This window comes from Rhizobium sp. BK512, assembly GCF_014194915.1.
GTDB lineage: Bacteria > Pseudomonadota > Alphaproteobacteria > Rhizobiales > Rhizobiaceae > Rhizobium.
In genome coordinates this window covers 264,766-290,654 of record NZ_JACIAS010000004.1, presented here as the reverse complement: position 1 = coordinate 290,654, position 25,889 = coordinate 264,766, and the positions used below count along the sequence as shown (strand labels likewise).

Here is a 25,889-nt window from a genome sequence, read left to right as displayed (position 1 = left end):
AATGACCCTGAACGATTTCCACCGCAACTTTCGTTCTGACGTTCAGACTGTCATTAACGAGCGCGTCGAAGCTGGCGAAGGCCCATTTCCGTCTGATGAACTTGTTTTTGCGGAATTGGTTATGCGGCACATGGAAGATGCGGGTCTTTGCGAGCCCGCAACCGTCTGCCACTGGAGCGGAACTATCGGCAATGCGAAGCTCCGTATCACGGGCTACGCATTGAGTGCAGACGAAACTGGCTTGGACCTCTTTGTCACCCATTATTTTGGCACAGACGAACTTGTCGAGCTGAAGGATGCCGATGCCATTGCCACTGCGAATGAGGGCGTACGTTTCCTTTTCAGAGCCGCTCGTGGAAATCTGGATGCGAGGATCGATCCAACCCACCCCGTTCGAGACCTTGTGGCGACTATTCGGTCGCGTTGGGCCGAACTCGACCGCCTGCGCGTGATACTCGTCACGGACGGTCACACGAAAAACAAGCGCTTCGCAAGCAAGGAGCACGAGGGAAAGATAATCGCGGTGGAATCCGTGGATGTGGAACGCCTCCTGCGCCACACCGAGGGAAAACCACGTGACGAACTCGCCGTGAGTTTTGTGCAAGCTATCGGGCGCGTTCTTCCTTGCGTGCATGTTCCAGACCCGGATGCGGACTACGAGTACGTGCTCACGGCTATCCCAGGCAAAGTGTTGTGGAGCCTGTACCGGGACTTTAACACGAGTCTGCTCGAGGCCAACGTACGCACGTATCTAGGTGCGAAGAAGACTGTGAACCGCGGCATCGTCGAAACACTCCGCTCGGAGCCCGAGCATTTTCTGGCATTCAACAATGGCCTTGTGCTGGTTTGCGACGAGGCGAAGTTCGAACGCGGAGCAGATGGAAACATTGGGCTGTCGTTCTTAAAGGGAGTTCAGATCGTCAACGGTGGACAAACAACGTCAACTATCTACTTCGCCTCCCGCGATGATAAGGGAATTGACCTGAGCCACGTGATGGTGCCTGCAAAAATCATAATTCTGAAAGGCTCACAGGACGAGGCACGCGAGCGCCTTATCAGTAACGTGTCCCGTTACGCCAATAGCCAGACCGCAGTGAAGATGTCCGACCTCTCGGCAAACCGTCCGTTTCACGTCCAGCTTGAAAAGCTCGCCGATGACACTTGGTGCCCCGACGGTGCTACCAAATGGTTTTACGAACGCGCTGCTGGTGCATACAATGTGATGCTTCTGCGCGAAGGCACCACACCTGCGAAGCGCAGAAAGCTTATGGAGACCGCCTCCCCCAAGAGAAAGCTCAGTAAGAATGACATCGCGAAGTATCACGAGGCTTGGCGAGGGAAACCGAATCAAGTTGCGTTGGCGGGTGAAAAGAACTTCTCGGCATTCATGGCGGCGCTTGATGAAGACCCCAGCATAATCCCTAATCCACTTGATGCGCGCTGGTATCGCGCAATGATCGCGAAGGTCATCCTGTTCAAGGCCGTTGAGAGCATCATCAAGACCCGAGAGGCGAAGGAGACCTTCCGCCAAGGCTGGGTGAACATCGCAACCTATGTAGTTTCGGCTGTTGCCGACAGGCTTGGAGACCAATTGGACCTAGAGCAGATTTGGATCAAACAGGGCGTGTCGCCGGCTTTGGAAAAGCTGTTGTGGGATTGGGCGCTCGTCGTCAACGCCGAGTTTGCACGCATCGCACCTGGACAACAGATTTCCGAGGTGGCCAAGCGCGCAGAAACTTGGGCTGCGATCCGAAGGGCTAGGTTCCCTGATCGTGTTGCCAAGATTCCCGAGCTGAGGAGCGCATAACCGCGGACGCCATGCTCCATCGATTGCTTTGGAATATTCGCGAGGTCGTATTTGGGGCCAAAAAGGAACCGGGTGCGCCTGCGACCTCGCCAGTTGAGCCCGTGGGACGGACGCAGCCCGCTCCGCGGGTTATTGAAGAACAAGATTCGGCTGCTCTGCCTGATTTCCAGTTCGAGGCTGAAATACCGGCCGAGGCCTTTTTCTCGAAAACAAGTGGCGACACGATATCCGGAAGCTTTGACCCGTTGGACCAAGGGTCAATATCTTTCATCGACGCTGAATGGGACTTAGATCACCTCGACAAGTCGACAGCCAGCGACCATTCCAGGCGACCCGGGCCGGCATCGACGTCACTGAGTGACCTGCGCGGCTCGGTGAAACGTATCAGGGCTCAAGCCGAGCGCGACAGGCTGCTTTCACCCAAATCGGCACTTGCGCTTGCCAAACTCGAGACAGGCAAGGCGAAACTCACGGAATCTGACCTGAACGCTCTTCAGTACCTACTGAGCCGGCTGCGCGACAACAAGCGGACCGCATCTGACGTCGCGCTCGTAGCCGATCATCTTCTCCGAACGTAGCCGCTAACCTATGACCTTGTGCAATAGCTGCGCGATTTGTCGGGCAAGAAACGGCGGCACTGCGTTTCCGACCTGCACATATTGCTCTGTACGATTTCCAAGGAATAGGTAGTCGTCCGGAAACGTCTGCAATCGTGCAGCTTCGCGCACAGTCAGGCTACGGCACTGAACAGCATCTGGATGAATGAAATAGTGCCCGTCTTTCGAGATATGGCTGGTCACAGTCGTGGACGGCTGGTCAGCGATCTGTACCCGGAACCGGTCGCTGAACACGCCAGAATGCCAATTGCGATGATCAGGGCTGATTTCCGCAGGAAATTCATTGGCTTTCGGACTATAGCCATGCAAGCGACCGAAAGTCGCGGAGAACATATATCGACCCAAATCACTAGACATATGCCCTCGGGTCTCGTGCTGAGCGACAGCTTCCAGCTCCGCGTTCTCAAGCCATTGCAGCAACGGGTCGTTGGTGGTGCCATATCCGCGCGGGAGCGTCGAAGAACTGCGCGGTGGTACTCGCATAGTTTCAAAGGTCTTGGCCAGCTCTGAAAACTGTCCTTCCAGATGTGGCATGACTCCGTTCTGAAAGCTCTCGGCCATCTGCTTTGCTGAGGATACTACCGCGTCTCGCCAAGCATGGTCACTGTCAGGGCTCCGACTTAGACCGGCCCGGAGTGGCGGGAGGTTACCGATAACATCACTTACCGAACGCGACCCCGATGACACCTTCAACGATGCTGATCCAATACCCGATGCAATGTCAGAACGGATTCCAACAATGATAACTCGATGTCGTCGTTGGGGTACGCCAAAGTCCTCGGCACGAACGACGAAGTCCGACGGACGAACTACCTCCTGTAGCGATGCCTTTCCGTCCGTAATTCTGATCGCACGCAGTTCATAGAAGTGCCCTCGTCCGATACCTAGCGACGACAGGTCCTCCATAAGCATCTCGAACACCAATCGACTTTCGACTGTCGACGACAGCATTCCCTTCACGTTTTCCATGACGAAAGCGGCGGGGCGCAGGCGATCCAGTACTCTGATGTATTCGCGAAAAAGGTAGTGCCTTGAATCGTTTTCCGGTACGTAGTCAACCTTGCCTTTCGCTCGCGCGCGACCCACCAAAGAATACGCCTGACATGGGGGCCCTCCGATTAGAATCGTCTCGTCAAATTTACGCTGCAGTCGGGCAATAGTCTCATCAATCGCTAACCCCGCGGCGGGCTTGCCGAGTTCAAGCGCTCGTGCCTCGGTTTTTGCGACGAGCCACGAAGTCGGATCAATAACCGACCAATCAGGTTCCGAAATTCTGCCAGCGTGAAAATCAATGAAAGGTTCAGGAAGACGGCCGTGCTGCTTGCGGTGTTCCCGAAGAAAAGCACGCAAGGTGAGGGTTCGGTGCGCGGACGCCTCCTTTTCGACGGAGATGCCGATATCGAACGGTTCACGACCGCGGTCGGAGATTGACGCAAAGCCCTCGCCGAGCCCCCCGGGCCCAGCAAACAAATCTATAACGCCAAATGTTGCAGGCACCCTGCACTCCTTTCGGTGGGAATCTGCTGGTCTAATATCATCTATGATCGAAAACACCAGGTGAGCGATGGTCGATATCGTCGACAAAGAAACACGATCCCGCATGATGGCCGGGATAAGAGGCCGAGACACCAAACCCGAAACGCTTTTGCGCCGCGCACTGCATGGTCGTGGCCTCCGCTACCGGCTTCATTCGAAGCTTCTCCCAGGTCGCCCCGATCTAGTCTTTCAGAAACTTCACGCAGTGATCTTTATTCATGGATGCTTCTGGCACCGCCACGCTGGTTGCCGGTACTGTACTACCCCCAAGACCAACCAAGAGTTCTGGCACGAGAAATTCGCTGCAAACGTCACACGAGATGCAAATAGTATGGATAGCCTTCTCAAATCGGGATGGAGGGTTGGCACAGTCTGGGAATGCGCACTGCGTCGAGAGAGCCAAGTCCAGATCACAGCCGAGCAGGTGCATTCGTGGCTGTTATCCGGTTCGTCACTGATGGATTTGAGCGGCGACTAACGAGATCACCTGATGCGGTGACCAAGAAATTGCAGTCAGATGCCGCCCCAACGTCTGAGCGACATCGACCTTTGTGGACCCGCACGACAATGTGCGCATCTGTCGGCTCTTCCTTACAGTTCAAAACAAACGTGACTGCCGATAATGATTGTTATCGGCAGTCGGGCCTTTCGAGGATTCGTCCATATGATAGGAGTTGGCGGGCCGTAGGTTTCACTAAAAATCCAAGGGGTAGAGGCAGCATTAGATGATCAGACTATACCGCTTCATGAGTGCCGAGTTCGGTCTCCTTTCAATTCGTGACAAGCAAGTCAGAATCGGACGAATCGAAGAACTGAACGACGACTTCGAATTCATCGGCATGGCACTTAAACTGAAAAGTGATCGGATGGCTCTCCGCGAGATGCGGAAGCATGTTGATGGCGGTAACGGCATCGTTTGCATGAGCGAGACATGGGAAAGTCCATTGATGTGGGCCCATTACGCCGATAGCCACAAAGGCATTGTGATGGGGTTTGATGTTCCAGCCCAGGCGTTTGAAAAGGTCGAGTACGTTAGCGACCGGCCGACCTTGGCTTCAATGAACCTCGACAGTTTCGACGACATTACGCCCGATGATTTAAAGCGATTGATGCGTATGAAGGCGGCTGGTTGGTCGTACGAGCGGGAGCATCGCGCGTTCCTGAAGCTGCAAAACGGCGTGACAATCAACGGAACCGAACATTTTTTCATTCCATTCAGCAACCGTCTTAGGCTACGCGAAGTCATCGTCGGATCGCGTTTTAGAAAAAGCCGCCAAGAGGTGTTGGATTTGGTCGGTGATCCGACCGTCGATGTTTTCATGGCACGTGGAGACTTCGAAGAGTTCAAAGTGGTTCGACAACGCCAGGAAAGTATGTGGCGATAAGTTCCGCACTACAAACTCGGGCAAGTCAAATAGGCTAAAATAAACCCGAAGGTGAATTTCTGTGGGATGGATACCACCCATGCGCTAAAATAGCAGACGTTAGCCAAAATCGGAGAATGTCGTTGCGTCTAAGTCGTGTCGTCGTGAAAAACCTACGATCAATCCAGCATGCGGACGTCTGGCTATCCGAGCCTACCACGTTGGTCATCGGAGAAAACAATACCGGCAAATCTTCTTTCATTCATGCCCTCCGGCTTTGTCTTGATGTTGGGCTGTCCTCAACGTTTCGAACGCTTCTCAAGGACGACGTTTATTCCGGCGTCGATCAGACGTTACCGTTCCAGGTGATGGTCGGCGTCGAATTCACAGGATTCCAAGGCAACGAAAACGAGGAAGCACTCCTTCACGGCACGCAGATCGGCATCGATCGCGCTCGATTGTTTTATCGTTTCCGTCCTAAACGCACCGTTCGCGAAATTCTCGAGCGCGGCCCGCTGGGTCGCCCGCTTGTCCTGGACGATTTCGGATGGGAACTGTTTGGCGGAGGCAATCCCGCGTTTGACCTTGCATCAATCGAATGGAACCACGAGAACGCGGCATTAGGTGCTTCGCCGGTTGGGCTACAGTACCTCCAGAACTATCTCGTCGTCCATCTCCCGGCGCTGCGCGACGTCGAAGCCGATCTACAGCAATCCAGGCGCTCCACTTTGATGAGGCTTGTCGAGGTAAGCGACATTGATCTAGTCGAACAGGCTCGGTTGGTCGCGGCAGTACAGCAGGCGAACCGAGAGGTCGAGGCGTCTCCAACCATAAAGAGCATCTCCGGGGCTATCGACGCTTCCCTAAAGGAAATCACAGGCCCAGCCTTTAGTCTCGACGTCGATCTTGGCCTATCCGCTCCATCATTCCAGGCGATTGTCCGCAACCTAATCGTCTTGCTTTCGAATTCCATGATGGAACAGTTCGAACCGCGCAGAAACGGACTGGGTCTCAACAATATCCTTTTCATAGCGATGCTAATCGAGCAGTTCCGCAAGCGCGCCGCAGCGGGGAAATCCGCGGGAGAGCTGATATTGGTCGAGGAGCCGGAGGCTCATCTACACCCCCAACTTCAATCGACTCTCGTGGCCGCCTTGCGCGAGCTACCATTCCAAGTCATTGCGACCACCCACAGCACCCAAGTCACATCTAAAGCACCGCTCTCCTCGTTCGTCATGATGACCCAACGCCCCGGCATGGGTCCCGCAGTACGGACGCCGCTATCCGCGCCCCTTCTGATGCCAGCCGACCGAAACGATCTGGAGCGCTATCTTGACGCCACAAAGTCCAATCTGCTGTTCGCAAGACGGGTGATGTTGGTCGAGGGAGCCGCGGAGCAGATACTCCTACCACCATTGGTCAAAAAAGTTCTCGGGGTCGATATGGAGCGGGAGGGGATTTCGCTCGTGGCAATTCATGGAGTTCATTTCGGGCCATTTACTCGCCTTTTCTCTCCCGACTGTCTTCCCAAAAGATGCGCAGTAGTCGCCGATGCCGACTTGGGACCGGGTTTCGTTCCACCAGGAGACGATCCCGTCACCAATCCGAATTTGGTGACACTTCACGGGCCATATGTAAGGTCGTTCGTGGGCGCGACCACTTTCGAGCGCGAGATCACATTACACGGCAATTTGGCCATGCTGGCTAAGACGGCGCTCGAACTCGGAGCCCCGCGCCTTCACGACGACTTAGTAAGGCAGGCTATGTTGGCCGGTGGCCCACCGGAAGATTTGAAGGACAAGGTGCTCCGAACCGCTCAAAGGTTCGGAAAGGCCCGCTTTGCGCAAACTGCCGCCCGGAACATCGAGTTGGCGCAGGAGTTGCCACCCTATGTCGGGGAGGCTATCGCGTGGCTACGGGAAGTCTAATCCGCTTGACCGAACAGCAGAAAGTCGCCGTAGAACACCAAGGCAACGTATTGCTGACCGCTTGTCCTGGGAGTGGCAAAACCCGGACACTCATCGCCAAACTCGTTGCTGAGATCGAGGGCGTTAGAGGATCACCCAAGGCAATTTCGTGCATAACCTACACAAACACGGCCGTCGAGGAGATAGAGAAACGCGCCAGGGAGCAATTGCTGCCTGGGGACGATGCCTACTTCAATGTGTCGACGATACACGCGTTCTGCCTAAACGAAATCGTAAGGCCGTATGGCTGGATGAAGCCGGAATTTTCGGGCAGCCGCAAAATACTGACGCGCGAAAGTCCGGATTTCGAGGCGATCTGCATCTACGCTGCGGAGCAGGTCAATCTCTACACGCTCCGTCAGTCCGACTACGAGGCTTTCGAGGGTCTCAGTGTTGACGCCGCGGGACAATTGGTTGGGTTAGCCGCCCGGAATGAGGTGATAAAGCGCGCGGCACCGCATTTTTGGCGGCGCTGCACCGAACTGGGCTACATTGATTTCGGGACAATTATCTATGCCGCCTACTGCATCCTGCGGGATGAGCCTCGGGTCGCCCGAACGCTTTGCGCCCGTTTTCGCTGGTTCCTGATCGACGAGTTCCAGGACACAACCGAGCTTCAGATCGAAGTGCTGAAGCTCTTGCATGCCACGGGGAGATCGTCTTTTTTTGTCGTCGGGGATGTAGCGCAATCGATCTATGCCTTTGCCGGCGCTCGCCCCGAGCTCGTTGCTCCTTTCGGCCGCCACATTGGCGCGCGTCTGGACTTTTCGCTTTGGGAGAACTTTCGATCCAGCAAGCTTATTGTCGAACAAGCCGAACGTTTGTTTCCCCGGCGGCCGGAAATGGTCGCAGCGGGCGAGGACAGGAATTACCCATCGCCTCCAACGCTGATAACGGGTCTCTCCATATTTCAAGCAATCACCGAAGAATTCCTCCCTCGTTTGACGGCCGAAAAGATTGAACTGGGAGACGCCACAATCCTGGCGAAGGATTGGGGATCGCTCATCGGCTTGGCGCGACAGCTTCGCCAGTTCGGCACTCCCATCGTCGGCCCGGGCGCAAGACCCTACAAGCGATCTCGCTTATTCGCGAACTTGGCCGAGCAGCTGTGCGGAGCATTGACTGATGCAAGCCCCGAAACCAGCCACCAACTTGAGAAGGCGCTCTACTTCGCAATTGCCGACGCGACCGGTCAGCGCCCCACCAATGTCTTCAGTCACGCCGGACGCGTCGTTCTGATCCGCCTTATGCGGCAGGCATCCAGCTTGGCGGCTTGGACGCATAATGCCATGCAATGGTTAGACGCGATGTCGCATGCCACAGGAGCAATATTACTCCAAACGGGATATGTCGACGAAATCCAATCTGGCCTATTCTTCGCGTCCGCCCAGGAGATGAAAGCGGACATGCGTCGCCAGGACGTCGATACCGCCAACCTATCGATCAGCGATCTCGGTCTGTTCGCCAGCCCTAACAAAGCTCTACGGCTATCGACGCTACACTTTTCAAAAGGGCGGGAATATGATGCAGTGGCCATGATTGGACTTCGGGCGGGCTGGTTTCCCCACCGCAATTCGGACGACGTCGAAGCTGAGAAGCGGCTCTTCTATGTCGGCGTTACCCGAGCTAGGAAGATGTTGATGTACGTGTGTGAGCGCGACAGCCGAGGGGATGCACCAAGCGTCTTTTTAGGGCGAGATGGCGTCGGCATGGTTTAAATTTTCCAAATCGCAAAGGCATACACTGAGGTCACAGCCTCGGAGTTATCTTTCCTCTGCTGGAAAATCGAATGTGGTCAGCGGCAGCCAACCTGTTATGTCGGCCGAGTCCTCGTCGGGCCTCAGCCCTTCCTCGTGAAATTTTAGCAACCCCGGCTTTGCGACCGTCCAAATCTCTTCAATAATCTGCTGGAAGTGCTTGCGCATATCGTTCATGACGCCAGCTAATGAGGGATTCATATGCGTATCGGCGAGAGCTATGTGTTGTATCCGCTCCACGAACGGCGGATGGTGACTACGGGGCGGCAGAATGTCGGTCCCAGCACGAAGTATCATTTTCGCGCGCGCCACGAGCTCCAGCATGCCTAAAATCAAGACACCCCCAACTCCGCTGTAGCAGAAAAGGTTTGGACCGTCCCCGCCACTCAATGCGGCTGAAATCATACGAGCGAACATGTCTGCATCGAACTCTTCACCGAAAACGTCGTCGTCTTTGGAAGTACTTTCAGCTATGCCATGCAGCATCACATGATGCCCGTACTCATGAGCAACCGCAAATAGCTCCATCGCACGTAGGATCAAAATACGTGTCACCGCGAGGCTCTCAGTCAGCGGTGATTGAGCCTGATACGGAGCGACCCAACCGTAAGCGGCATACCACGCCAGCATCCGGGTCCATTCGAAGGCCAGCTCGGGGGAATTCGAAAGCTTTTCTGCTATCGCGACAGCGTCGTATGAGGCGTTCCACCCACCGTTTTCGGCAGGGGAATGGATCAACGTTCGCGCCATACCCTTACTGACCTGATTGCAGAACGATACAAACGGTGTCGTTAAGTCGATAATACTTACATCGGTACCGAGAACCCTTCGCTGCATGGCATCTAAACCAATCGTGCGGGAAGCGCCAACGACCACGCCATCGCGAATCGGGACGCCTGTCTCACGACATAAGTCTTCAATTTCGCGAACGATGGCGGTTACGATGAACCTTGCGCCTATATCATCAAATTCCGACGCGCCCTCGTGACCATGAATGGCGTCGAGAAAGGCGTCGACAACTTCATCGATCTCGTGTGACTTCGAACCGTTTTGCTGGGCAATTTCCCGAAGACGCGGCTTGTTGGTTGCCAACCATTCGGAATACGCTTGCTTTCCGACGGGCAAGAAATCGCGACGTTTCGCATCAGCCTCCTGTCGCTGACGCCGATAGTCCTCAGCTATCTCGGATGCCGAGGGAAAGTCCTGTCCATCCAAAATTTCGTCCTCTTTGCTAACTGTAGTGCTCTCGGGAAAACTTGTAGGCGATTTTCCTCGAAACTGGAAATACAACCGGCCTACGGGAGCAACAGAACTTTTGTTTCTCCGAGGCCACTAAACCCCATAGCGATAGGTCGAATGACGATATCATTCTCAGATCGGATATCTATTCACTCGGACTCCACATGGCTTATGGGTTAGGCAAAGCAATACAATTTGCGGAGGATACTTCCTCGACCACTCGCCAACCTCCGGATCATTTTGATACGTTGACACCCCAACTTGATTATCGAATCGCAGATTACGTCAAACGTCGGAGAACCGATGCATATGGATGTGGCGCAACCGAAGAATCCCGCCTCAAAATCCACTTCCTTTAGTCGCTCGCTGCTTACGAACGGCTTCTTGGTAAAAGTGCCGGATGCTGTCGAAGTGGTCGTCAGGGATTTTCTCGATGGATCAGAGGTGAAGGCCGAACGGGAGCGTCTTGGCCCGCACTGGTTTCTTCATTGGTCCGGCGGGCAGCTATATCACCTGCGTCTCAAAAACGGCGGGCCGAACGTCCAAGGTCGTACGATAGAGCTGGAAACCTCACGACACCCTTGGCTCCTTCGATCTCGTATCGAGGACGCGATCGATGAGGCGATTCCTAGTTATACGGCTATCAAAAAGCGGCCCTTCACTTTTCTGGCGCAAAAGTCCGAGTTGCTGGACTTGGCCGCTAAGGCGGTGGACATCAGCCACCCGTTGCTTCCAAACTTTCGGATAAGCCCAAAGTTTGTGTTGAATACGAAGATTTTCGAAGATGCGGCTGGGCACACGCGGATCGGCATTTTTGTGACTATCGGCATGCGGTACGAGATCGACGCGGGTCTCGAAGACCTCATTGCGTCGAAAGTCGATGTCTCGGGAATGTACGTCGTCCGCAGAGTGCTCCAACCCGGCGAACGTCGATTGCTAGGCAGAATCCGTCGTCTCGATGGAAAATGGACGCACCTTGTGGAAAACGCGGAGGACGACGTCTTCGAGACGGCAGACATCAAGCTCGAAGGCTCGAAAGAGAATTTTTCTAAATGTCTTTCCGCAATGCTCGGAACCTACCAGTATAGGAAATTGCTTGGCGCGATCGACGATGAGGAAGCCAGATTTAGGCTGGGGCCAGAGCTTGACAAAGTTATCGAGCAAATGGGGACCTTTCTCCAGCGAAAACCGATACCTATCGCGCGAGACTTCGACGCCACTGTGGGTGATCGGATCGTCCTCTCGAACTCGGGGATCGTCAGGTCCGTCTATCGTGCACCAACCGTTGAATACGTCTTCGACAGGACCGGTGCAAAGAGCAGTGAATTTGCTTGGGCAGGGCTTGCCAGAAACGGACCCTATGACCGGACAAGTTTCGCCAACAAATCTCCACGCATCCTTGTCGCCTTCCCGAGTTCTGTCCAAAGCAAGGTCGAAACCTTCCTACGGGCATTCAGGGAAGGGCTCGGTGCCGATTTCAGGAGCTACGAGAAAGGGTTCAGGGACCTCTTCGGTCTTGTCGGCACGGATTTCGTGCTATGCCCCGTCGATGTAGGTGTCCGCGACTCCGGGTCTCCATACAAGGCCTACAGGACTGCGATGGAGGAGCGCCTTGCGAACGCCGGGGATATTCATGCCGCGATCGTGGTGCTGTTTGATGAACACGCCTTTCTGTCTGGAATCGAAAACCCCTACATCCAAACGAAATCCCTGCTGCTGACCCTTGCCATCCCGACACAGGAGCTGAGGTTTTCGACACTCACAGCAGAGCCGAGGAATCTGCAGTATACGCTCCAAAACTTTTCGGTTGCTCTTTATGCAAAACTCAACGGCATCCCCTGGACCGTCAACCATGACAAAGCCATCGACGACGAACTGGTGGTGGGCATGGGCGTTGCAGAAATGTCGGGCAGCAGAGCGCAGAAGCGTCAGAGGCTCGTGGGTATCACCACCGTGTTCAGCGGAGACGGCACATATCTGCTTGGGAACGTATCCAAGGAATGCGCCTACGAGGAACACGCCGACGCCGTGCGGGAATCCTTAACGAGTGTGCTTCAGGAATTAAAACGCCGGAACAACTGGCAGCCCGGAGATACCGTTCGCGTAATCTTCCATGCCAACAAGCCGCTCCGACGTATAGACATCGCGAAGGTGGCCTTTGATTGCGCACGCGCCGTGGGAGGCGAGCAGAATGTCCAGATGGCATTCGTCACTATATCGCACGACCATCCGTTTGCCCTTTTGGATCGAGTTGAAAAAGGCGAGCCGGTTGGGAAGACAGGAAAATTCAAGGGAGTCTTCGCACCCGCCCGGGGAACCATCGCCAAGATCGGCCCATTCACACGGCTAATGAGCGTAAATGCAGGGAAATTGATCAAAAGACCTAACTCCCCTCTGCCTATGCCTCTTCTCGTTTCGCTTCATCCTGATTCGACTTTCAAGGACGTCGACTATCTCGCGGAACAGGCTCTCAAATTCACCAGTCTCTCATGGAGGTCGATTCTTCCGGCCGGGTCGCCGGTCACGATCTATTATTCCGAACGTATCGCGGAACTTCTCGGGCGTTTGAAGGAAATCCCGGACTGGTCACCATCCGCTTTGAACGTCAAGTTGAAGTGGAGCCGTTGGTTCCTATGAATGAAATCGTTTGGAGCGTCTCAGCGCAGACCATCGCTGCCGCCGGCGCGGTTCTCCGCGGCCGCCAATCGTGGCCGGATACGGCGACGGGATTTGCATTCCTCATATGCGACCGAACCGGATCGAAGGTCCCCCTTTTTATGGATGAGCCCTTGCGGAAAACAACCCCGCTCGCGCTGAGGCGAACGCCCGAGCTTGCCGCATACGGTTTTACGGCCGCAAAGGCAGATACGGATTTGCGCAACGACTGGATCGAAGGGTTGGATCATCTCAAGGGGCGCGAGATTTTCCCAGCGGATCGCCAGTCTTTCATATTTAACCCAGTTGAAGTTCTCGGGATTGCGAACGGAATCGTATCGTTCGAAAGCCCCGACTTCCAGCGCAAATGGTATCTCGAGACACTGGAGCGTGCCCTTTCGGAGGACCGTCTGGTAACTCCGATCTCGAAATTGGCAGTCAAGGCCGCCATCAGCCTGGTCTCCACACAGCAGTACAGACAGGGAGATAGCATCGAAATCGATCTTAACGCCCTTTCGACGTCCGAACTGATCCTCACCACCGCAATAGTGCTCGCCTACCAGCCGACAGGCTTTCCAAGAGGAGATAAACTTGAGGAGGCGTTAGTGGCGCGTTTTCTCAAAAAGAGCGTTCGGATCGCCGACGCAATGGAGGCTGTCACATCGTCAATCATTGCGCATCGCGTGTCTGAACGTCCGATTGTCTCAAGCTCGGACGACCCCGTCGAGCTTATCGTCTCACATTGTCGACGCTTTCCTCTATTCGTACGGCAGTTGGCAACGCGCCAGCGATCTCGGCCGCCCTTTGATGTGCAGGACGAGTACGATGTCCAGGATGCCCTTCACGCTGTATTGCTGCTTAGTTTTGATGACGTTCGGCCGGAGGAGCATACGCCGAGTTACGCGAGCAGCAGTTCCAGGCTAGATTTCTTCCTGCCGAGAGAGAGGGTCATCGTCGAAGCCAAGATGACAAGACGAGGCCTCGGCCAGAAAAAGGTTATAGATGAATTGATAATAGACTGCGCGCGGTATAGCCGCATGCCAGACGTCGACCATCTGATTTGCATAATCTACGACCCCGCCGGAGAATGCAAAAACCCTGTTGCGATTGAAACCGATATAGAGCGCAGTGGCTCTCGCCTGAACGTCCGCGTGGTTGTTTGTCCACGGGGCACATGACTAGCTGGCAGCTCTGAGCTAGCAACCCCTCTACGCCGATGTGATCGCTTTGGCTCAGGTCTTCATAGTCTCCAAATCCCCGGGTCGGAAAGCTACGAGTCTTTCTGAATACGGCCCTCGCGGATTGTCCGATACTAATGGCCGTCGATAGGTGGGTGCTCATCAGCCGTCGTCGTCCGTTGTTTGCCCATACTGGCGTCGTAGTTGAACGAAATTACAAGACGCGGTCTTGTTGCCAAGCCAGCATGTTTGCAACCCAACAGGACGACAGGAAGAGATGCACGCGGTCGGCGGTCCAGATTATGGCCGTGGTCGAGGCCGAAGCTCTAGCAGCAATGGCAACCGCTTCGCTCCGTGGGCGGTCAAACACTCGGGACCCTTCAACTGGCAATCGGTCACGGGTGCCCAAACGCATCAAAATTTCAACGTGGAAGGCGTCGTCACCCCTTATTGGACGGGCTTGCGTAATCGCCCAATCGTCGTCAAATGTTCAGATCGCACAAGCTGCCTAGCAGGCCTAGTTTCGGGGGGAACAGAATGCGCCACGTAGAGGTGAAAGACGATTTGTGGCCACTAATTTGCAATTTCTTTTTTTGGTTTTCGCGGTTCGAGTCCGCCCTGAAAGAGAATAATTGGCTCAAGTCTGACACGATTGGCGCGACGGCGCTGGCGGACTGGAAGAGTTTCGTAGAAGCCTATGCTGGCGACTATGCTCCTTCGGATGCCGCCGAACGCCTCATTGCCGCCAACCCGCAGAAGCAGATCGTCACCGAGGGCGGGCTGACGTTCACGGATGTGACGTTCAAAGACAGCGACTCGCAGCTAGACCGCGTCGCATTGTTGCTGAAGACGGTGCGAAACAACCTGTTCCACGGCGGCAAGCATGGAAGTGCCTACTGGGACGATGCTGAACGGATACGGCTGCTGCTACCGCTGTGCATCACCGTGCTTGACGAACTGGCTGAGCGCGGCGAAATGCAGGCCGACTATACCGGTTATTATTGATGGCGCGCCCCCCTACAGACCGGTTCGGGTTGCCTTGGAGGCGAAACGATCCTTGCCCGTGCAAAAGCGGGTCGGACTTTGCCGATTGTTGCCTTGGTGTTGATGGCCGACCCGCATTGGTTCTCGGCGATCTCGTCCCGCCCAAGCCGTTGACAAATGTGGCTCAGAGCGGCTGCTACATGGCGGCGACCGCGGACTGTGGTGGCGGCCTCAGCCGTGAACATTATATCTCCCGCGGTTTGATAGACGGCCCAGAGCTCAGAGTCCGCGGCATGCCGTGGCAACGTGAAGAAGTCGCCAATTACTCCCCCGACAATCTCGTAGCGCGCATCCTATGCCGTCGTCACAACAGCGCAATGTCGCCGCTCGACGCACACGCGATCCGATTCTTTCTGGCGCTCGAGGAAGGTTTGGAGCACGCGCAGCGGCGTTCTGTGTCGCGAAGAAGCCGATACTTCATGGCTTCCGGCGACGGGCTCGAACTGTGGGCGATGAAAACACTTGCGAGTCTCTTCGCCTCACAGATCGACTTCACAACACCCAATCATCGGTTTCGAGACTACGAACCGCCGATGGATCGTATCGTTTCAGTGCTGTCCTCGCAGCGCCCGCGCAGTCTCATGACGCTCAGCCTGCCCCTCACGCAGGATGCGCATGAGGAGCGAGTCGGCAGGCGCGCGATTTCGATCGGGCCGATCGTCGATGACGAGAGCCGACAACTCTCCGGCCTGCTTGTCCGGATGCATGGCATAGCACTGGTCTTCAACATTGACCTACCTACTGAGCAGGCGCTTCCCGAAGCCGAAATAGCACGCCCCGACGTAATCGACTTGATCGGCAAGGGGCGAACGTCGCGCATCGTCCTTTCTTGGCAAAAGCACAATCGCGAGGGCAGGATGGTCCAGATTCGGCTGGGTCATCCTCTTACCGAACGGCCAACCGGTAGGCCCGATCGCGGCTGGGATCGCCAACCCGTACGGAAATAGAAAACCCGTCCATCATTGGCTTTTGATCATCGGGGACCACCATCTTGAATCGACTAAACTAGGGTGTTCTGCATGGCAGGGCTTCTCTGAGGCGATCCTCTTTCGGCGAACATCTCAACGTTTTCGATCTCGATCGTTTGTTCCAACTCGAACATTTGGTAAATCGACGGCCTGGGTCTCCTTCGTCGAGGCGACGTGCGGCGCTCCTGACGTCTTGTTCAATTCCACTGCCATCTGGCAAATGGCGGACATTCTTGATACGACCCGGGCATCGTTTTCGGCGCGGTGAATGTGACGGGGCTGTTCTTCCTCCAACAAGCCGTTGCCAAGAGCATGATCGCGGCAGGCCGCCGTGGGGGTATCGTCAACATTGCATCACAGGCTGGCCGCCGCGGCGAGCCAGACTCTGCGATATATGCCGCGACGAAGGCGGCCGTGATCAACATTTCTCAGTCAGCGGCACTAGCCCTGATTTCGAAGGGTGTGAGGGTGAATGCCGTTGCTCCCGGAAACATCGACACGCCCATGTGGCGGCATATCGACAAGGTGTTTGCCGAGCGCGACGGGTTGAAGATCGGTCAGAAGATGGCCGAGGTAGCGGCCGCCATTCCTTACGGCCGGTTCGCCAGTGCAATCGAGGTCGCCCACGTCGCAGTGTTCTTGGCCTCGCAGCGAGCCGAATATGTGGTTGGACAAACGTTCAACGTCGATGGGGGCATTGTATTGAGTTGACCCCGGGCGGATGTATCGCCCGTTATATTACGGCATATCGACGCCCTTCTTCGAATATCGGTTCCACGCCTTGCTCCTGCATAAATCCACGTAGTGCCTCTCTGAAATTGTCGTTGTCGGGCGCGCAAAGCTTCGCGGCTAGTGCCCGCACATACGGCGTATCCTCCGGTGTCTCTACCATGATCGGGTCGCCAAATAGGGCCTCCTCCGCAAGGACAGCATTCAGGTAGTGTTCGAGAGAGTGGGGATTTTTGTGCCCCAAAAGCTTTCGGGCGAGTTCGAGTACGTTCTCAATTCGCCAGGCTTTGCCGTTAATCGCTCTTTCACGCACATAGATATCGCGTACGACCTCCTGACAGAAGGCCGCGCGAAGCCGGTGGAAAGTGCCATCTATTTCCAGTTGCCTGAAAAGCTTATTGAAAAAGTTTCCCATCGCCTCCTGGGTCAAAGCGCCGCCGGCTTGGGTCGTCTTGTATGACAAAAAGACATTGTCTGGCGGCTTCTTGTTTGCCTTCAGGAAACGCATCCGGACAATGTCTTGGCGACGAGTGCAAATATACTCGAAAATCTCGATAGCGAGCTCGACAGGGATCGCGATGGGGACAGGGTCGCCGCCACCCTTGTTTGGAACTTCGCAGTAAATGAATTTGCGCCGACTTCGGCCCAATAGCTGCAGAAACGCAATTATTGTTACGCGGTTTTCGGAAAGCAGATAATGCTTAATCACCGAGCGATAATTCGGCGTCTTCTTGAAAAGTTTCTCGCTGGAAATCCCCTTGAGAAATTCGGTCACCATTAACCCATGAATTCCCAGTCCTCTTGAGCCGCTACGCCGAGCGAGGTTTCCAATCAAATAGTATGTCTGGGCACGGTTTTCGTCTTGCCGACTTAGAACCTCGTCTATCACGGCATCCCAGTCGTCGTCGTCTGGAGTGCCTACCCTGCGCTTGGATTTATTCGTCTGTGAGGCCTTGGTAAAATTTAACTCCGCCTTCGCCGCGGACCTGCCTTCGCGCTCGAAGAGGTTTTCCGGGATATCGGCAATAGTCGTTCCACGGAAGCTTTTCAGAATTTTGCCACGCTTGTTTTGCCAGAAATCGTAAAACGCTATGACTGCTTTGAACTTCGCAAGATTAGTCTTGGTACGAGGAACCTGAACGGTTTTTCCAACTGCGACTACATTCCCGGTGCGTTTCCCTCCTCCCAGCAGGAAGTTTCTGAGATGGCCTTCGTGAGCATCGAAGATCGATAGACCGAGCCGCTGCAGGAAGTCATACCATTCGCAAAGTGTATATCCATGCTTCTCAGCCGTGCGCCAGTGATCACCAGCCCGAACACAACACTCTAGGATGTACGCTTGCACGACGACGACGACGCCTAGATCGTTCACCGCTAGCGGCATCTTGCCGGCGGGAATTCCGTCTACTTGGAAATCTAAGGCGGAGTGATCAAGCCGGGTACGTCCATATGAGGTGATAGCTCTCATGGAAACGGGACCCTTTTGAGCACTTCATTGTTCGCGTCGAGACGACTTATCGCATCCCTCAGTTCCATCACCTGCCACACAAGGGTAGTGTTTTGTTCCGATAGCGCCTTATTGAGTTTCCTCGCGCCTTGAAGGGTATCAAGACAGTCTCCGTTCAAGAATGGAAGGGCGTCCTTCTGGAGCTGCCAGTAGTCCGCCACGAGGTCTTTATAGGTTTCATTGCTTTTCTGGGTGACGTTGGGACTGGTCCACCTGTAGATAGCCTTGTCGGGATCATCCCAATCCGCCAAACCAGCGAGCGTGTCCGGCCAAAAACTCTCATCCTTCGTACCTTTAGTCCTCCAGGATTTCAGCACGCGTCTCATCTCGCCGATCTTATTCTCAAAGGACGCCTTCGTAACGTTCGTCCTATCCGTACCTTGGAAATGTTTAGCTCTCGTCACATCCGACCCTATGCATGCTCTTCGATCATTTTGATCCGTTCCCGAATGAACGGCGCGAATTCGTCATTGGCATCGAGCAACGCCTGCTCAGCGGCCTGGATTTCAGCATCCCATTTTGCCGACATGATCTCCAGGGAGGCTCGGCAGCCGCATTTGAGGCATCCTATTGGGTCCGCGAAGTCATAGGCTTGCTTGGAAGCGCTCGCACTGGGCTGCCCGGTCAAACTCTCCCTCAGCTGAAGGCACACCGACATCGCGCAATGCTGCTTGATGCTATCCGGCCCAGTGCCGAAACCACACAACGTAAGTCCCTCGGGATGGGGCTCCAACGACACCGTGGAGGCGAGGTCGGCAAGCATTTGGTCGAAGGACGGCCTGTCTTCTTCCATCTCCGTGACATGCATTTCTGATAGGAATTCATCCTTCAGGGCGTTGATCCTTGCTTCAATTTGACGCCCCATCGAACCTCCGAGTTCCTCTCCATTGGCGACTCCCTTCAAAACGGACAAGACGAACGCGGTCTTGGTATCGTCGAAGGACCTCTTGCGCTCCAGGTCCCATTTCCAACTCTCTGACGCGAGCTTCTCGTCTCGCATTCGCAAAGCCTCCGCAGCCTTCATCTCAATATAGCCGCGCGTCGTATCGGGGTTGAAATGGCGCAGATGGAAAGTCAGTGCCGTGAGATCAGGAAACGACCAACGCCAGAAGTACGTGACCGCGAAGAATTTCCGGAACTGGTGTGGTTTGAACGCCCACGCCACCCCATCCAGCAGTGGCACACCAAAGTAGTCCCGCACCATGTCGAGAGATTCTCGTAGGTCAAATTGCACGGGGCGTTTCAAGATTGGACATGCGAAGTCGTAGAGCTTTTGTGAAGCCTTGTTGCCTAGTTTCCTAATTCTCCGCACGACGTCCACGGCGCGAGCGACAGATTTCGGTATTGGAACAAGGTCTCGTTGATCGACGTTTTTCACTATGGTGCAATTGAGCCACGTCTCTCCTCGCTCATCAATATGGATGCAATCGATCGGACTTGTTTCGATTTCTGCGTTTCTTCGGGCTGAGAAGGCCGCCGTTACAATGCGAGCAGCTACCGGCAGCACCTTGAAGATCATATTGTATATTGTCAGCTTGGAACTCTGTCGCCACCGATCATTATGGTACGACGTGCCGATGATCGGAAGTCCCAGCTGTTCTAGCCGTTTGTTGCACTCTGATAATGCAGTTTTATCCCGAACCTCGCGCCCTTCACCTATGCCTCCGCCTTCAACCAGACCGATGATTTTATCGCACACTGGGTCGAGCAATAGCTTGAGCGCGCTGTTGATTAGGTAGCTTGTTTGATAGGCGGGCGCGTCATCAGTTGAGTCCGGGCTGTCGAAGAAATTGTTAACATGCTTCGCTAGCTTACGAGTGGAGCCAAACGCCCGATAACCGATGGCATCGTGGTTCAATTTGTCTCGAAATCGCCATAAGTCGAGCCAAACTCTATAATACTTAGTTGCGTTGGTGTTGGTGACGCCTTCGCTAACTTGCAACGGCTCCCTCCGCGACGCAGCGGTTCTCGTGTATCTAATATCGTTCTTAGAGAGAAACCTTTCGATCATGATACGGGCGTGTACGGTCAATCCGCTCGCCTTGGGGACACCGATGAGTCGAGCAAAAGGGTCGCCCGCAATCCCTCCTCGGTCGTCACGTTCCGGAATGAGCGTCTTGTTCCTGACAGCCTCCAGAACCGGGAGAGCTCGCTCGGAGAGTCTGAGTAAGCCCTCTCTCGCCCGAAGTTTGAAACAGCGGTCAAATTCGTTGTACCAAGGGGCACTAAGTTCGCTGTTCGAGGCGACGCCTCGATCAGTTCGCCACCGAACGAAATCCACGTGGGCTTGGAAGATATCGACGACCGTGCTTCCCTTGGTGGCCCAACCCACCGGCCTCGGCTTCATACAGAAATACAAAATTAGTTTAATTGTTACCAAATCGCGCTCAAATCGCTTATCGGTCAAACACTCTGCGTGTGGCCAAGACGTGATCGGCGCGTTGAAGTTTATCGTAACTTCCTCATCGCTCTTCCTCGATTTTATTTTCCACACATTCTCAAGTAGCGATTCGTTCATCAGCCAGTTGGGACGGAGCAAACCGCCAACGATCTCGTCATGTAGAGACTTTGGCTGGCTATCCAGCCTCAGGCGCTTTGCTACCATAGGGAAGGCAACCTGAGTTCGCCTCTGGCGAGCTTCACTTCGACCGTATCCCGTGCGCGACGAAGCTGCACCTTGAATCGAGTCTGTTCGATTTTTGCGCAATAGCCTTCGACGATTGCTAGCCAAGGAACCCACGTCCGAAGCAGTCGGAGCGGATTCAGATTGAGCATATATTCGAACTGCTCACGAAGGGCACGCCTAGCGAGTTCGAGCAGCAGCAACGACTTCGATGAAACCCGAAAGACTTTGGCTTTCGGTGACAGTGCGTCCAGACCAGCGTTTGAAGATTCATCGGACTCCGCACAATCTGGGTTGGCGAATGAAAGTCCATTGTCAAACCCGAGTTGTGCACGACGATGAAGCTCAGGCGACGGCACTCCCAAGTATCTCGCGGCCGACTCGAGATCGGTGATCTCGGTTGCTTCCCAAGCATCCACAAACTGACGAACTTTATCGGAGAGAAGGGCTCGAACTGCACCTTCAGTTAAATATTCGAAAGTCACCTTGGGACTGGAATGACCCATCAAGGCCTGTTGAACAACGAAATCCAAATCTCCGCTGTTCGCTCTCGAGTTATTCACGGTAGTACGGATCATTTGCCTTGTAATGGGCAGTCCGCCGAATGTCGGATTTTGCGAATGTCGGTCGAGGAACGCTGGCCAGCGTTCACAACTCATTGAAACGAGGCGGGTTTTAACGACGGTGTCACCCACAATTCTCCAAACCCAGAGGCGCTCGAACGTCGGGCCGGTCGCTCCGCGCATCCCCTTCGTTAACTTCTTCCAGATGTCGACAACAACAACGCTTGAGGGGCGTTCTGCGGTAGTTTTGCTCTCGACGTAAAGCAGCGTCTCCTCGATGTCCTCCTTTATGCTTCCGGGTACTGCCTCGCCATTTTTCCGATTTTTGTTAAGCCGCACGCTTCGAACCGCGTATTTACCTCGCTTCGCTTTCCCCACGAAACATTCGAACGGGATGTCGTCCACGGGCTGACAGTTCGCGCCGGCGTCGATTAGGAGAATATGATAGGCAGCGTTTAGAGCCTTGCTCGTGGCTTCGAAATACGGTTGAGCCGCACCGTGATCAATAAGTGATCGCGCGAAGCCCAACTGCTTTTCAGAGAGCGTCGACCCACTGGCGCGCGCGCGAAGTATCCGCAACGCGAGCCCTAACCCCTGCGGCTCGGAAAGTCCTAGCTTTTTGAAACTCTTGCCTTTCCTAATCTCTTCACGCGACAAGGTCGAAAGGACTTGCTCTGCCTCCCCAAAGGTCGGGAGCAATGGGTCTGACATCAATTCCTGGCCGAGATCGAAGAGGTCACTGTTCTCCTTTAACTCTAGCCACAGGCATCGCCTGATCTCCTCCAGGACCTTTTTGTTGAAATCTATAAATGCTTGCCTCGCGTCGCTGGCGTTAAGCCCGGTTAGGCGAAGTCGACCAGCCTCGAAGGCGATCGTGGCTATGCATTTGGAGGGCGCGGCCGTCCGAACCTCGAGACGGCGGTACTCATACTCAACGTCGGGGAAAAGTCGCTGCTTGATCAACCATGACAACGCCGCACGAAGTGACTCGTTTTTTTTGTTTCGGCTCGCCGGGTTGTCGGAATCGATAAATGACCGATCGTCTAAATCACTGATCGACCCAGCCAGATCGTTTAGGCTCTCGCCCCAGTCGCGCTCGTTTGGCATCTCGCCGCTCTGAAATGCGGCGAGCACCCTAGCCTCAGGGGAGCTTTTTCTCGCTGTTCCTTGCATTGCGATCCAAATCAATCCACTCCGAAGGCTTTTGAAGTAGTTCATGGAGGTCTGGGCGGTTTGGAACAGCGCGGCTTTAGTCCAAGCGTCAGAAAATCGATTGCAGAAGGCTGCACCGTAGTACGGGAGAAAGTGACCGATATGGTATGTATGATCGTGCTCTGGAACCCTAACTTCGAACGCAACCGGACCTGGTAGCGAAACATCGAAGCCATCAGAGGGAAATTGTATCGTCATCGGCGTCGCATCCAATACGACGAGGTTGCGACGGGAGCCCAATGTACCGGCCCAGCCACGAGTCCCAGCCTAGTTAGGCAATTCCAAATCTGCAGCGCCCTTGTCTGCAGCAAAGGCGTTGTTCCCGTTTCTAAGTCGCTCAAGTAACAGCGGATCACCTCAATCCATTCTGTGACCTCGACCGGGTCCTTTCCGTTCCTCAATCTCGAAACGATTCTCGAAACGCTACCTCCCGGAACTCTGTTGGCGTGCTCGCCGGTCCACGTCAAAAAGTGGATGATACCTTCCGTATGCGATAATTGCGTTGGCTTGGGGCGATCGCCGCGGACCCCAAACTTCATGGCAGCGACCCTCAAGCAGAACGCGTCTCCGAAGAATTTCTTGAGCGGCGCGACGTCGACAGACCAACCTGCGGAGTCTTCGATTACCCAGCCTTTTTCTTTCAATTAAAGTCCTCGCTAAACAACGAACCGAAAAATTAAAGACCCCGTCGACATAAAGCATGTATTGAGGTCTTCAATTTTGAATTCTTTGATTTTCACAATTGACACACTCTGGTTTATTCTTTATTCTAATTAAAGACTCCGATTTTTTTATTTATTGACGAGAATCATTACTATCATTTTCAGAATTTTTTGCAAGTTTGTTTTTGGCACGGTCGTTCGTAACGCCCCACAGCCTCCGACTGGAGGCATCGATCCGGCACGAATGTCGTGCAAAAAATTGTGGTAAACGTGCCTCAAGCGGCGTGACTCGAAAGTCTAATACCGATCAGCCGAGAGCTGAGCTGTAGGCGACATAGAGAAGGTGAGTGATCGCGTTGCGATTACGTGTCGGAAGGCCCACGCAGGATATTTGTATCCAGGGTCGGGATGTCTTTCGGCGAAGCGAAATCAGCTACTTAGCCCGTGGATATAAAATCCGATATGGCAGTGGGATTCCCTCCTTGGGAAGGTCGGCAGGCGCAAGGTTGACCGTCACGCGCTTGGACGGCAGCGCCAGGCCGGAAGCGTGCAGGGCTGCCTGTACCCGCTCGCGGCTTTCTGCCACCGCCTTGTCAGGAAGCCCGACGATCTGGATCCCCATTTTCCCGGGAGCGACTATGACCTGGACCTCGACCGGAACACCTTCAATGCCCTGAAATGCAACCGTACTGACGCGCGCGACCATGCCCCTGCCTCGTGACCCCGATACCCAACCTATGAAGGCGGTCACAATCTGGCATGGAAGCCGGAATAAAACAAGAACGATAAGCGAACGAATTCAGCTATCCGCTGCAATCAAATTGCAGCGGGTTGCAATCCTGGAACGGAGGCGATCAAAGGCGGAACGACAAGAACACTTTTCGTAGTCCGGAAGTATTCCTGGCTTTGCTTCAGCCGCGCTTGCGCTCGATAGCATCCCACAAAAGGCTTGCGATATCGGCGCCGCCGAACTTCTTTACTTCGCGGATGCCAGTTGGCGAGGTCACGTTGATCTCGGTCATGTAATCGCCGATGACATCAATGCCGACCAGCAGGAAGCCGCGTTCGCGCAGGGCCGGACCGATGCGATCGCAGATTTCCTTTTCGCGCGTCGTCAGTTCGGTTGGCTCAGCACGGCCGCCGACATGCATGTTGGAGCGGCTGTCATGCTCGGCGGGGACACGATTGATGGCGCCGGCAAATTCACCATCGACGAGGATGATGCGCTTGTCGCCCTTGCGCACGTCGGGCAGGTACTGCTGGGCGATGAAGGGCTCGCGGAAGAGCTGGCCGAACATTTCGAGCAGCGAGGACAGGTTGCGGTCATCCTTGGTGGAATGGAAGACGCCTGCGCCGCCATTGCCGTAGAGCGGCTTCAGGATGATATCGCCCAACTCGTCGCGGAAGCGGCGGATCTCCGCGGGATCCTTGGTAATCAGCGTCTTCGGCATGAGGTCGGAAAATTCCGTGACGAAGATTTTTTCGGGCGAGTTGCGCACCCAGGCCGGATCATTGACGACAAGCGTCTTCGGATGGATGCGCTCCAAAAGATGCGTCGAGGTGATGTAGGCCATGTCGAAAGGCGGATCCTGGCGCAGCAGGACGACATCCATGGTCGAGAGGTCGACGCGTTCGGGCGCACCAAGCTCATAATGGTCACCCTTGACGTCGCGCAACACCATCGGCTCGACGGAGGCATAAAGCTTGCCGTCGCGGAAGCTCAGGCGATCAGGCGTGTAATGAAAGAGCTTGTAGCCACGCGCCTGCGCCTCGATGCTCATGGCGAAGGTGGAATCGCCCGCGATGTTGATGCCGGAGACATGGTCCATCTGGACCGCTACGTTCTTGATCTTGGCCATTTCCGTCCCTTGAGCTGATGCCGCCCAGATGTAGGTCGGTCAGGTATCAAACGCAACGGCAATCAATGGCTTCGGGCGTTTCGGGATGCGCAATTTTCAGGCTGCGATACCGGAGGCACCGCTGTTGCGCAACAGGTTGCGCAGGCGGTAGGCGATGGCAAGCGGCTTCGGGAAGGGCTTGCGCAGGAAGGCGACCTTGCGGACGTAGTTGTCGACCCTCCAGTTGGCCCAGGTGCCGCCGGCAAAGAAGGCGACGTCACCGGTCTTCAGTGTGCGTTCCGTTCCGTCTTCGGTGGTGACATGCACCTCGCCTTCGAGGATCATGACCGTTTCGTCCCAGCCGAAACGCCAGCGGAATTCACCCGATGTGCAATCCCAGATCGCCGTCAGCGACGCCTCGTCATGGCCGCGGGAATGTTCTGCCGTGCGTGCCTGCGGGTTTCCGCTGATGATCCAGTCCGGATTGATCGGCGTCGGTTTCAGAACCAAGCCATCGCTTGCGTGAGCGATGAATATTTTCCCCGATGGTTTCAGCGCCGCATAAGGCACGGACCGCGCCGCCATGGCGACGGCGGTCGCAAGCATCATCTTCCAGGCCATGC

The 25,889-nt window shown here is 54.9% G+C and carries 19 protein-coding genes and 2 pseudogenes; 12 read left to right on the top strand and 9 right to left on the bottom strand.

Annotated features, from left to right (window positions below; genetic code table 11):
* Nucleotide 1 precedes the first annotated feature (1 nt).
* Both FHX06_RS16640 and FHX06_RS16635 read left to right on the top strand, forming a co-directional pair.
* Nucleotides 2-1,807: an AIPR family protein gene (locus FHX06_RS16640; protein WP_183880110.1), complete on the top strand. Its 1,806-nt coding sequence runs from the start codon at nt 2-4 to the stop codon at nt 1,805-1,807.
* Nucleotides 1,808-1,818: 11 nt separating this feature from the next.
* Nucleotides 1,819-2,385, top strand: a complete 567-nt coding sequence (locus FHX06_RS16635) for a hypothetical protein (RefSeq protein WP_183880108.1) — start codon at nt 1,819-1,821, stop codon at nt 2,383-2,385.
* A 3-nt stretch (nt 2,386-2,388) separates the two neighbouring features.
* Here the strand turns inward: FHX06_RS16635 and FHX06_RS16630 are convergent, their stop codons facing one another.
* Nucleotides 2,389-3,921, bottom strand: a complete 1,533-nt coding sequence (locus FHX06_RS16630) for a DNA cytosine methyltransferase (protein ID WP_183880106.1) — start codon at nt 3,919-3,921, stop codon at nt 2,389-2,391.
* 67 nt (nt 3,922-3,988) lie between these two features.
* Between FHX06_RS16630 and FHX06_RS16625 the strand changes: the two genes are divergently transcribed.
* From FHX06_RS16625 to FHX06_RS16610, 4 genes are all read left to right on the top strand, one after another.
* The gene (locus tag FHX06_RS16625; protein ID WP_183880104.1) at nt 3,989-4,438 is read left to right on the top strand and encodes a very short patch repair endonuclease; all 450 of its coding nucleotides are present in this window, start codon (nt 3,989-3,991) and stop codon (nt 4,436-4,438) included.
* A 247-nt stretch (nt 4,439-4,685) separates the two neighbouring features.
* Entirely contained in the window at nt 4,686-5,345 is a 660-nt protein-coding gene (locus tag FHX06_RS16620; protein ID WP_183880102.1) for a DUF2971 domain-containing protein, read from the top strand.
* A gap of 116 nt (nt 5,346-5,461) precedes the next feature.
* On the top strand, nt 5,462-7,252 hold the full coding sequence (locus FHX06_RS16615) for an ATP-dependent nuclease (protein ID WP_246715578.1): 1,791 nt from the start codon (nt 5,462-5,464) through the stop codon (nt 7,250-7,252).
* 5 nt (nt 7,253-7,257) lie between these two features.
* Nucleotides 7,258-9,009: a UvrD-helicase domain-containing protein gene (locus FHX06_RS16610; protein WP_183880100.1), complete on the top strand. Its 1,752-nt coding sequence runs from the start codon at nt 7,258-7,260 to the stop codon at nt 9,007-9,009.
* 45 nt (nt 9,010-9,054) lie between these two features.
* Here FHX06_RS16610 and FHX06_RS16605 read toward each other — a convergent pair whose 3' ends face one another.
* Nucleotides 9,055-10,263 carry a hypothetical protein gene (locus tag FHX06_RS16605; RefSeq protein WP_183880098.1) on the bottom strand — a complete coding sequence of 403 codons (1,209 nt, stop codon included), beginning with the start codon at nt 10,261-10,263 and terminating at the stop codon, nt 9,055-9,057.
* A 327-nt stretch (nt 10,264-10,590) separates the two neighbouring features.
* On the opposite strand from FHX06_RS16605, the gene FHX06_RS16600 reads away from it, so the two are divergent.
* The 6 genes and pseudogenes from FHX06_RS16600 (at nt 10,591) to FHX06_RS16580 (ending at nt 16,843) form a co-directional block, all read left to right on the top strand.
* On the top strand, nt 10,591-12,924 hold the full coding sequence (locus FHX06_RS16600) for an argonaute/piwi family protein (protein ID WP_183880096.1): 2,334 nt from the start codon (nt 10,591-10,593) through the stop codon (nt 12,922-12,924).
* Nucleotides 12,921-14,120, top strand: coding sequence for a hypothetical protein (locus tag FHX06_RS16595; protein WP_183880094.1), 1,200 nt, complete (start codon nt 12,921-12,923; stop codon nt 14,118-14,120). Before FHX06_RS16600 ends, FHX06_RS16595 begins: the two co-directional genes overlap by 4 nt.
* A 537-nt stretch (nt 14,121-14,657) precedes the next feature.
* Nucleotides 14,658-15,125: a hypothetical protein gene (locus FHX06_RS16590; protein ID WP_183880092.1), complete on the top strand. Its 468-nt coding sequence runs from the start codon at nt 14,658-14,660 to the stop codon at nt 15,123-15,125.
* Nucleotides 15,125-15,220, top strand: a pseudogene (locus FHX06_RS36290) (SEC-C metal-binding domain-containing protein); the annotation flags it as partial. The gene FHX06_RS16590 and the pseudogene FHX06_RS36290, both read left to right, overlap by 1 nt.
* Before the next feature lie 84 nt (nt 15,221-15,304).
* A complete protein-coding gene (locus FHX06_RS16585) occupies nt 15,305-16,111 on the top strand; it encodes a hypothetical protein (protein ID WP_246715577.1) in 807 nt (268 codons plus the stop codon).
* Between the two features lie 291 nt (nt 16,112-16,402).
* Nucleotides 16,403-16,843, top strand: coding sequence for an SDR family oxidoreductase (locus FHX06_RS16580; RefSeq protein ID WP_210300555.1), 441 nt, complete (start codon nt 16,403-16,405; stop codon nt 16,841-16,843).
* Nucleotides 16,844-16,865: 22 nt separating this feature from the next.
* Here FHX06_RS16580 and FHX06_RS16575 read toward each other — a convergent pair whose 3' ends face one another.
* The 7 genes and pseudogenes from FHX06_RS16575 to FHX06_RS16545 form a co-directional block, all read right to left on the bottom strand.
* Nucleotides 16,866-18,329, bottom strand: a complete 1,464-nt coding sequence (locus FHX06_RS16575; protein ID WP_183880088.1) for a site-specific integrase — start codon at nt 18,327-18,329, stop codon at nt 16,866-16,868.
* Nucleotides 18,326-18,694: a hypothetical protein gene (locus tag FHX06_RS16570; RefSeq protein ID WP_183880086.1), complete on the bottom strand. Its 369-nt coding sequence runs from the start codon at nt 18,692-18,694 to the stop codon at nt 18,326-18,328. The genes FHX06_RS16575 and FHX06_RS16570 overlap by 4 nt, the downstream gene beginning before the upstream one ends.
* Nucleotides 18,695-18,780: 86 nt before the next feature.
* Nucleotides 18,781-20,973: a hypothetical protein gene (locus FHX06_RS16565; RefSeq protein WP_183880084.1), complete on the bottom strand. Its 2,193-nt coding sequence runs from the start codon at nt 20,971-20,973 to the stop codon at nt 18,781-18,783.
* Nucleotides 20,967-22,964 carry a hypothetical protein gene (locus FHX06_RS16560; RefSeq protein WP_183880082.1) on the bottom strand — a complete coding sequence of 666 codons (1,998 nt, stop codon included), beginning with the start codon at nt 22,962-22,964 and terminating at the stop codon, nt 20,967-20,969. Before FHX06_RS16560 ends, FHX06_RS16565 begins: the two co-directional genes overlap by 7 nt.
* Before the next feature lie 939 nt (nt 22,965-23,903).
* Nucleotides 23,904-24,134 (bottom strand): annotated as a pseudogene (locus FHX06_RS16555) (magnesium chelatase domain-containing protein); the annotation flags it as partial.
* Nucleotides 24,135-24,339: 205 nt separating this feature from the next.
* Complete coding sequence (gene gshB, locus FHX06_RS16550; protein ID WP_112541881.1) at nt 24,340-25,287, bottom strand: glutathione synthase; 948 nt, start codon at nt 25,285-25,287, stop codon at nt 24,340-24,342.
* Between the two features lie 96 nt (nt 25,288-25,383).
* Nucleotides 25,384-25,887: a cupin domain-containing protein gene (locus FHX06_RS16545; protein WP_113211262.1), complete on the bottom strand. Its 504-nt coding sequence runs from the start codon at nt 25,885-25,887 to the stop codon at nt 25,384-25,386.
* Nucleotides 25,888-25,889 lie beyond the last annotated feature (2 nt).